The sequence below is a fragment of the Aromatoleum tolulyticum genome (genome assembly GCF_900156155.1).
In the GTDB taxonomy this organism is placed as follows: Bacteria; Pseudomonadota; Gammaproteobacteria; order Burkholderiales; family Rhodocyclaceae; genus Aromatoleum; species Aromatoleum tolulyticum.
The window spans coordinates 163,940-171,026 of the sequence record NZ_FTMD01000011.1; the positions used below are offsets into that span (position 1 = coordinate 163,940).

The 7,087-nt window shown below is 65.3% G+C and carries 6 protein-coding genes and 2 riboswitches; of the genes, 1 reads left to right on the forward strand and 5 read right to left on the reverse strand.

All coding sequences use genetic code 11. The features are described 5' to 3' along the window. Positions 1–24: 24 nt before the first annotated feature. The 3 genes from thiC to BW991_RS16925 form a co-directional block, all read right to left on the reverse strand. Entirely contained in the window at positions 25–1,941 is a 1,917-nt protein-coding gene (gene thiC, locus BW991_RS16915; RefSeq protein WP_076603282.1) for a phosphomethylpyrimidine synthase ThiC, read from the reverse strand. 54 nt (positions 1,942–1,995) lie between these two features. After that, positions 1,996–2,105: riboswitch (TPP riboswitch) on the reverse strand. Positions 2,106–2,257: 152 nt separating this feature from the next. Continuing rightward, positions 2,258–3,097, reverse strand: coding sequence for a bifunctional hydroxymethylpyrimidine kinase/phosphomethylpyrimidine kinase (gene thiD / locus BW991_RS16920; protein ID WP_076603283.1), 840 nt, complete (start codon positions 3,095–3,097; stop codon positions 2,258–2,260). A gap of 77 nt (positions 3,098–3,174) precedes the next feature. Further along, on the reverse strand, positions 3,175–3,753 hold the full coding sequence (locus BW991_RS16925; protein ID WP_076603284.1) for a TMEM165/GDT1 family protein: 579 nt from the start codon (positions 3,751–3,753) through the stop codon (positions 3,175–3,177). A gap of 1 nt (position 3,754) precedes the next feature. Further along, positions 3,755–3,935, reverse strand: a riboswitch (yybP-ykoY riboswitch). 149 nt (positions 3,936–4,084) lie between these two features. On the opposite strand from BW991_RS16925, the gene BW991_RS16930 reads away from it, so the two are divergent. Next, positions 4,085–5,485 (forward strand): surface-adhesin E family protein, encoded by a 1,401-nt coding sequence (locus tag BW991_RS16930; RefSeq protein WP_076603285.1) that lies wholly within the window; start codon positions 4,085–4,087, stop codon positions 5,483–5,485. A gap of 66 nt (positions 5,486–5,551) precedes the next feature. On the opposite strand, the gene BW991_RS16935 is transcribed toward BW991_RS16930, so the two are convergent. Together BW991_RS16935 and BW991_RS23915 are read right to left on the reverse strand one after the other, a co-directional pair. Beyond that, positions 5,552–6,259 carry a T6SS immunity protein Tli3 family protein gene (locus BW991_RS16935; RefSeq protein WP_076603286.1) on the reverse strand — a complete coding sequence of 236 codons (708 nt, stop codon included), beginning with the start codon at positions 6,257–6,259 and terminating at the stop codon, positions 5,552–5,554. Positions 6,260–6,768: 509 nt separating this feature from the next. Continuing rightward, positions 6,769–7,087: hypothetical protein (locus BW991_RS23915; protein ID WP_170879126.1), on the reverse strand; the 319-nt coding region annotated here is incomplete at its 5' end.

Here is a 7,087-nt window from a genome sequence, read left to right on the forward strand (position 1 = left end):
CGTTGCCTGCGTCGAGCGGCAGCGTCAGATCTTCTTGTACACCTCGGCGCCGGCCTTCACGAACTCGACCGACTTCACTTCCATGCCCTTGGCGAGCGCTTCCTCTTCCTTCAGGCCTTCCTTCGCCGCGAAGTCGCGCACGTCCTGCGTGATCTTCATCGAGCAGAAGTGCGGGCCGCACATCGAGCAGAAGTGGGCGACCTTGGCGGATTCCTTCGGCAGGGTCTCGTCGTGGAAGCTCTTCGCCTTGTCCGGGTCGAGGCCAAGGTTGAACTGGTCCTCCCAGCGGAACTCGAAGCGCGCCTTGGAGAGCGCGTTGTCGCGGATCTGCGCGCCGGGATGGCCCTTCGCGAGGTCGGCTGCGTGCGCGGCGAGCTTGTAGGTGATGATGCCTTCCTTGACGTCGTTCTTGTCCGGCAGGCCCAGGTGTTCCTTCGGCGTGACGTAGCACAGCATCGCGGTGCCGTACCAGCCGATCTGCGCCGCGCCGATGCCGCTGGTGATGTGGTCGTAGCCCGGGGCGATGTCGGTCGTCAGGGGCCCCAGCGTGTAGAAGGGCGCTTCCTTGCAGTGCTCGAGCTGGAGATCCATGTTCTCCTTGATGAGGTGCATCGGCACGTGGCCCGGACCTTCAATGATGGTCTGCACGTCGTGCTTCCACGCGATGTCGGTGAGCTCGCCGAGTGTCTTCAGCTCGCCCAACTGCGCGTCGTCGTTCGCGTCGTAGATCGAGCCCGGACGCAGGCCGTCGCCGAGCGAGAAGGCCACATCGTAGGCCTTCATGATCTCGCAGATGTCCTCGAAGTGCGTGTAGAGGAAGCTCTCCTTGTGGTGCGCGAGACACCACTTCGCCATGATCGAGCCGCCGCGCGACACGATGCCGGTCATGCGGTTGGCGGTCATCGGCACGTAGCGCAGCAGCACGCCCGCGTGGATCGTGAAGTAGTCGACGCCCTGTTCGGCCTGTTCGATCAGCGTGTCGCGGAAGATCTCCCAGGTGAGGTCCTCGGCCTTGCCGTTCACCTTCTCGAGCGCCTGGTAGATCGGCACCGTGCCGATCGGCACCGGCGAGTTGCGGATGATCCACTCGCGCGTCTCGTGGATGTTCTTGCCGGTCGACAGGTCCATCACCGTGTCGCCGCCCCAGCGGATCGACCAGGTCATCTTGTCGACCTCTTCCGAGATCGACGAGCCGAGTGCCGAGTTGCCGATGTTGGCGTTGATCTTCACGAGGAAGTTGCGGCCGATGATCATCGGCTCGGACTCGGGGTGGTTGATGTTGTTCGGGATGATCGCGCGGCCGCGGGCGACTTCGCTGCGCACGAACTCGGGCGTGATCTCCTCGGGAATCGATGCGCCGAAGTGCTGGCCCGGATGCTGGCGGGTCAGCAGCTTCGCCATCTTTTCGCCGGTCGGGCCCGTGCCGCGCAGCGTCTCGACGTAGGCGCGGCGGTTCATGTTCTCGCGGATCGCGACGTATTCCATCTCGGGCGTGATGATGCCGCGACGCGCGTAGTGCATCTGCGAGACATTGGCGCCGGCTTTGGCGCGGCGCGGATGGCGGTGCAGGTCGGGGAAGCGCAGTTCGTCGAGGCTCTTGTCGCCGGCGCGCTGGCGGCCGAATTCGGACGAGAGGTCGGCGAGGATTTCGGTGTCGCCGCGCTCCTCGATCCACTGCTGGCGCAGCGCCGGCAGGCCGGAGCGGATGTCGATCTTGGCGCTCGGGTCGGTGTAGAGGCCCGAGGTGTCGTACACGAAGATCGGCGGGTTCTTCTCGCCGCCGAACGCTGTCGGCGTGTCGGCCTGCGAGATCTCGCGCATCGGCACGCGGATGTCCGGGCGCGAGCCTTCGACGTAGATCTTGCGGGAATTGGGCAGCGGGGCGATCGCGGCCTCGTCGACGTGGGCCTTCGCTGCGATGAATTTCTCGTTGGCGTTCATTGCGCTCTCCTTCGGTGGGGCGGGCCGGGTGGACGACCGGAAGGAGCAGGCGCGGGGCAGCGACCTACACTTCCCTTCGCCGGAATTACCCGGATCAGGTTCAAAGGGTTTTTCTCACCCTGCAGCCGCCGCGAAGGCGGATGCAAGGACCCCTAGGTAAGTTGCGACACGTTACGCCAAAGCTTGGTGCGTGTAAATCACCAAAAAACGGGACGTGACGTTCGATTACTGAGATATTCGTCGGAAAGCGGCGCCGGGTCGTGATTGCGGTCGCAAGGGTGCCGTCGCCGCTTCGCGCGGAGGCGGGCGGTGCACATCAGGCGCCCGGCCACCAGCGGTGAAAATGATGCACCGGCCCGTGCCCCTTGCCGACCGACAGCGCGCCGGACGTGGCGATCGCCCGCAGCAGGTAGTCGCGCGCATCACGCACCGCCGCCTCCACGGGCCGCAGGCCTCCCGCATGCTGCGGCAGCAGTGCGGCGACCGCCGACGACAGCGTGCACCCGGTGCCGTGGGTGTTCTTCGTCTCGATGCGCGGCGACGGCAGCTCGATCATGCGGTCGCCGTCGAAGAGCAGGTCGACGACCTCGTTGCCGGGCAGGTGACCGCCCTTCAGCAGCACCCAGCGCTCGGACGACAGCGGCAGCATCTCGCGCAAGCGCTCGGCGGCACGGTACATCTCCTTCACCGTCTCGGGCGGGCGCTGCTCGAGCAGCACGCCGGCCTCCGGCAGGTTGGGCGTGATCATGAAACTGCGCGGCAGCAGCGCCTCGATCAGCATCGCGACGGCGCTGCGCGCGAGCAGGTGATCGCCGCTCTTCGCGACCATCACCGGATCGCACACGACGAAGGGCGCGTCGAAATGCGCGAGCCGGTCCGCAACCGTCGCGACGATCTCGGCGCTGCCGAGCATGCCGAGCTTCACCGCATGGATCGCGACATCGGCGAACAGCGTGTCGATCTGCAAGCGCAGGAAATCCGTCGGCGGCACATGCACGCCGGTCACCGCCTGCGTGTTCTGCGCGGTCAATGCCGCAACGACGCCGCAGCCGTAGGCGCCGAGCGCGGAGAAGGTCTTGATGTCGGCGAACACGCCGGCACCGCCGGACGGGTCGACGCCGGCGATGCTGACGACGTTGGGGATCTGGCGCGGCACGGTTTACCTCGAAACGGGAGAGCAGGCGGACGACGCTACCGAAACGTCTCCGCCGTGGCAAGCCGTCCCGCCCAGCGTCAGTCCAGGCCGATGCCGATCAGCGCCGCGACGCCGAGCACCGCGAAGATCGACGCCGCCACACCGTGGATCAAGCGAATCGGCAGGCGCTTGGCGATGCCATTGCCGGCGAGCACGGCCGGCACGTTCGCGATCATCATGCCCAGCGTCGTGCCGGTGACCACCGCGACGAAGGTGCCGTACTGGGCGGCCAGCGCGACGGTCGCGATCTGCGTCTTGTCGCCCATCTCGGCGAGGAAGAAGGCCACGACCGTGGTCGCGAACACGCCGAACTTCGGCACCGTGATCTCGTCCTCGTCGAGCTTGTCGGGGATCATCATCCACACCGCCATCGCGATGAAGGACAGGCCCAGCACCCAGCGCAGCACGTCCGGCCCGAGCACGGTCGTGACCCAGGTGCCGACCGCACCTGCGAAGGCATGGTTGGCGATCGTCGCGACGAGGATGCCGGCGATGATCGGCCACGGCTTGCGGAAGCGCGCGGCGAGCATGAAGGCGAGCAGCTGCGTCTTGTCGCCGATTTCGGCGAGCGCGACGATGCCGGTGGAAACGGAAAATGCTTCGAGAGGCAGGTTCATCAGGTTCTCCGGGCCGGCGCATGACCGATGACCGCACGCCTCCCCGGCCCGAACAATCGGAGAGCATGCGGTCAAAAGTCTCGCCAGGTCCGAGGACTGACAACGCCATGCCCGGATGGGCAAGTTTGTTGACGTGGTCCCTCCGAGGGGTTCGGAGGCGGCTACTCCCTAATGACGGCGCGGATTGTAACCGCACGCAGGTGATGAAGGGAAGGGCGGCGCGCAGATGACGCTAAAGATTCGCGGATTGCTGCCGAAGACTTCCGCATGGAGGATCCGGCCGTGGCCGGGTCCGGTCAGCATTGCCTTGTCTGTTGTCTTCCCGCCCGCCATGACTGCTCGCCTTCCCGTCCGTTGCGCACTGCTCGCAGCCCTGCTGCTGCCGGGTTTCGTCTCGGCCGAGCAGACCTGGGACATGGTCGTGCGCGACCGCGAGCGCACGGTCGAGATCGACCGTTCCAGCGTGATCCAGTCCGACGGCGGGCAGAAGGTCGCGTGGGCGCGCATCGTCCTCTCGCCCGAACGTGCCGCGATCGAGGGCTACGCGTCGGTGAAGGCGATGAACCGCTACGATTGCTACAACCGCAGCTTCTTCACGCTCAAGCGCGTGTATATGGACGAGCGCCACGTCGTGCTGCGCGAGGAGGGAGGTCTCGACGAGAGCCCGGTGCTGGCGGCACGCAACAGCGTGGACGAACGCCTGTGGCAGGAAGTGTGCAAACCCCCCTCGGTCTCCGAGCTGAAGAAGATTGCGCGCGACGTGACGGCGATCGCCGAGGCTGCGAATGCCGACGCCGGCGTCACCCCGCTGGTCCCGTTGAGCCGGTCGGCCGCGGTGCCGACCGATACCCCGGCGCGCGAGACCGAGCGCATCGCGCGTCGGGCGCGGAGCAAGGTGGCGGCACCCGAGGCGCAATCCACCCCGGCGGCATCGTCGCCGTCCGTGAAGACGGCATCGTCGCCCGGCCGCAGTGCGGCACCCGCCCGCGAGACGGTCGCTTCGCTCGCACCCACGCCGTCCCGGGCGCCGTCCGTCCCCGACTTCGCGTGGCGGCGTCCCGAATGGAGCTACGAAGGCGACACGGGGCCGGACAAATGGGCCTCGCTGCGCCCGGAATGGGCTGTCTGCGCCCAAGGCAAGCGCCAGTCGCCGATAGACCTGCGCAACGGCATCGCGGTCGATCTCGAAGCGCCGCGCTTCGATTACCGCGACACCGGCTTCCGTATCGCCGATACAGGCCGCACGCTACGCGTGCACGTGGGGGCAGGCATGGGCGTCGTGCTGCGCAGCCAGCGTTACGAACTCGAATTCTTCGAATTCCACCGTCCCTCGGTCGAGCGCGTCGGCGGCCAGGCCTCCGACATGGTCGTGCATTTCCATCACCGCGACGCCGCCGGCAACATCGCGATCGTCGCCGTGCTGCTCGAAAGCGGCGACCGTCCGCACCCGCTGATCCAGAACCTGTGGAACAACCTGCCGCTCGAGCGCGGCACGGACTACACGCCGACGGTAACGATAGACCCGGCGGGCCTGCTGCCCGCGTCCTCCTCGCACTACCTCTTCATGGGCTCGCTCGAATCCCCTCCTTGCACCGAAGGCGTGCTGTGGGCGGTGATGAAGGAGCCGCTCCACCTCTCGTCCGACCAGCTCGCAATCTTCGCCCGCCTTTACGCCCGCAATGGCCGCCCGATCCAGCCGCACAATGGCCGGTTGATCCTCGAGTCGCGCTGACTTCAAACGCCCTGAAGGAGAAGGCCTTTCACCGCGTCTCCTGCCTGATGCCGGACACCCCCCTCGCTACTCTTCGTCCTTGCGAGGCGGTGGATTGAGCGAGGTATCACAGGTGAAGCGGTCCTGGCCGGAAGGGGTTTTTACGTTGGGGACTGAGGCAACGTCTTCCCAGTTGAAAACACCGTCCTTACGGTCACTCAGGCTCGTTCCTCTCGGCCGTTGGTCGGGTGTGCCGTCGAGCCGGTAGCGGGAATAGTGATGTCGATGTGAGGCAATGACGTAGATGAGTCCTTCGGCGGTGACACGCACCTCGGTGGCTTCGATCTCTTTTCCGGCTGTTTTATCGCGCAGCCCCCAATGACTGCCGCCGAAGCGTTCCGACGAGAAGACATCCCAAGTCTTTCCTCCGTCATTCGAGAAGTCAATTGTGAGATAGCAACCCTTGTCTTCGCATCCGAAATTTGGGATGGCGATGCGGTCCTCGCCTGGTTCGATGACATAGCGACCAAACCAGGGCGCGGTCCAGCCCAACTTCACGTGCTGGTTCTTGCGGTCGTCATGCCAATACAGGTAGCCATGGCGGTCGCAGTGCTGGTAGGCCTCGGTGGTGATGTAGCGATACTGGTCGATACGGTAGATGACCTGGCGCGGCCCGTCGTAGCGGGGAATTTCGTTCAAGGGCATTGCGCCGGCGCCGGTGGCGATGGAGGCGATGGTTCCGCATCCGGATAGGGTGGCGAGGGCGGCCAGGGCGGCAGGGAGAAGGACTTTCATGCGAACTGCAATTCCTTCGTGAGGTGCTGCTTCCACATCGCGGTCGTATGTTCGTGCTGGCGGCGCAGCGTGTCGGCAGTTTCTGCAAAAATCGAGTCTGACCCCATTTCTCCTTCCGACCTGACCGCCATTTCCCCAGACCACGTCAAGCTGTCAAGTCGACTCGGCATCGCGCATACAAGCCGGCATGATGGCAAAGACATCGCTTAACTTAACGGCATTGGGTCTGTCCCCTATTTCGCTACCAAGCCGGTCGGGATGGGCACGGGCCTGGGGCTGGCAATCAGCTACGGAATCGTCGAGCGCCACGGCGCCTGACGGCGGAAAACCATGCGGAGGGTGGCGCGGTGTTCGTGGTGGAGATGCCGCTGGCAACCTGAACTCGAGCGTCATTCCGCTCGGGATCCCATTCGCGCTGCGACCATTTGTCGCGTTCGCACTCAGGGAGGCGACGCACATCTTGCGCGTTGCTGCGCCCGGCATGACCTGCCCACCGATGCCCGGGAAGTTCATTCATCGTCCGTGCGGGCCGGAGGATTGAGCGAGGAATCACAGGTGAAGCGCTCCTGGCCCGAAGGGGTTTTGACTTCGGGTACCGAGGCAACGTCTTCCCAGTTGTAAACGCCGTCCTCACGGTCTCTCAGGCTTGTTCCTCTCGGCCGTTGGTCGGGCGTGCCGTCCAGCTTGTACCGGTAATAGTGGTGTCGATGAGCGGGGATGACGTAGATCAGGCCGTCGGCGGTGACGCGCACTTCCGTACCCTCGATTTTATCTCGTGCGGAGGAGTCGTTGGTGCCCCACGGGTCGTCACTATATTTCTCGGAGGTA

Excerpts from the sequence above, each read along its gene's own strand:
- thiC (WP_076603282.1), bottom strand. The coding sequence starts at position 1,941 with ATGAACGCCAACGAGAAATTCATCGCAGCGAAGGCCCACGTCGACGAG.
- BW991_RS16925 (WP_076603284.1), bottom strand. The coding sequence starts at position 3,753 with ATGAACCTGCCTCTCGAAGCATTTTCCGTTTCCACCGGCATCGTCGCG.
- BW991_RS16930 (WP_076603285.1), top strand. The coding sequence starts at position 4,085 with ATGACTGCTCGCCTTCCCGTCCGTTGCGCACTGCTCGCAGCCCTGCTG.
- BW991_RS16935 (WP_076603286.1), bottom strand. The coding sequence starts at position 6,259 with ATGAAAGTCCTTCTCCCTGCCGCCCTGGCCGCCCTCGCCACCCTATCC.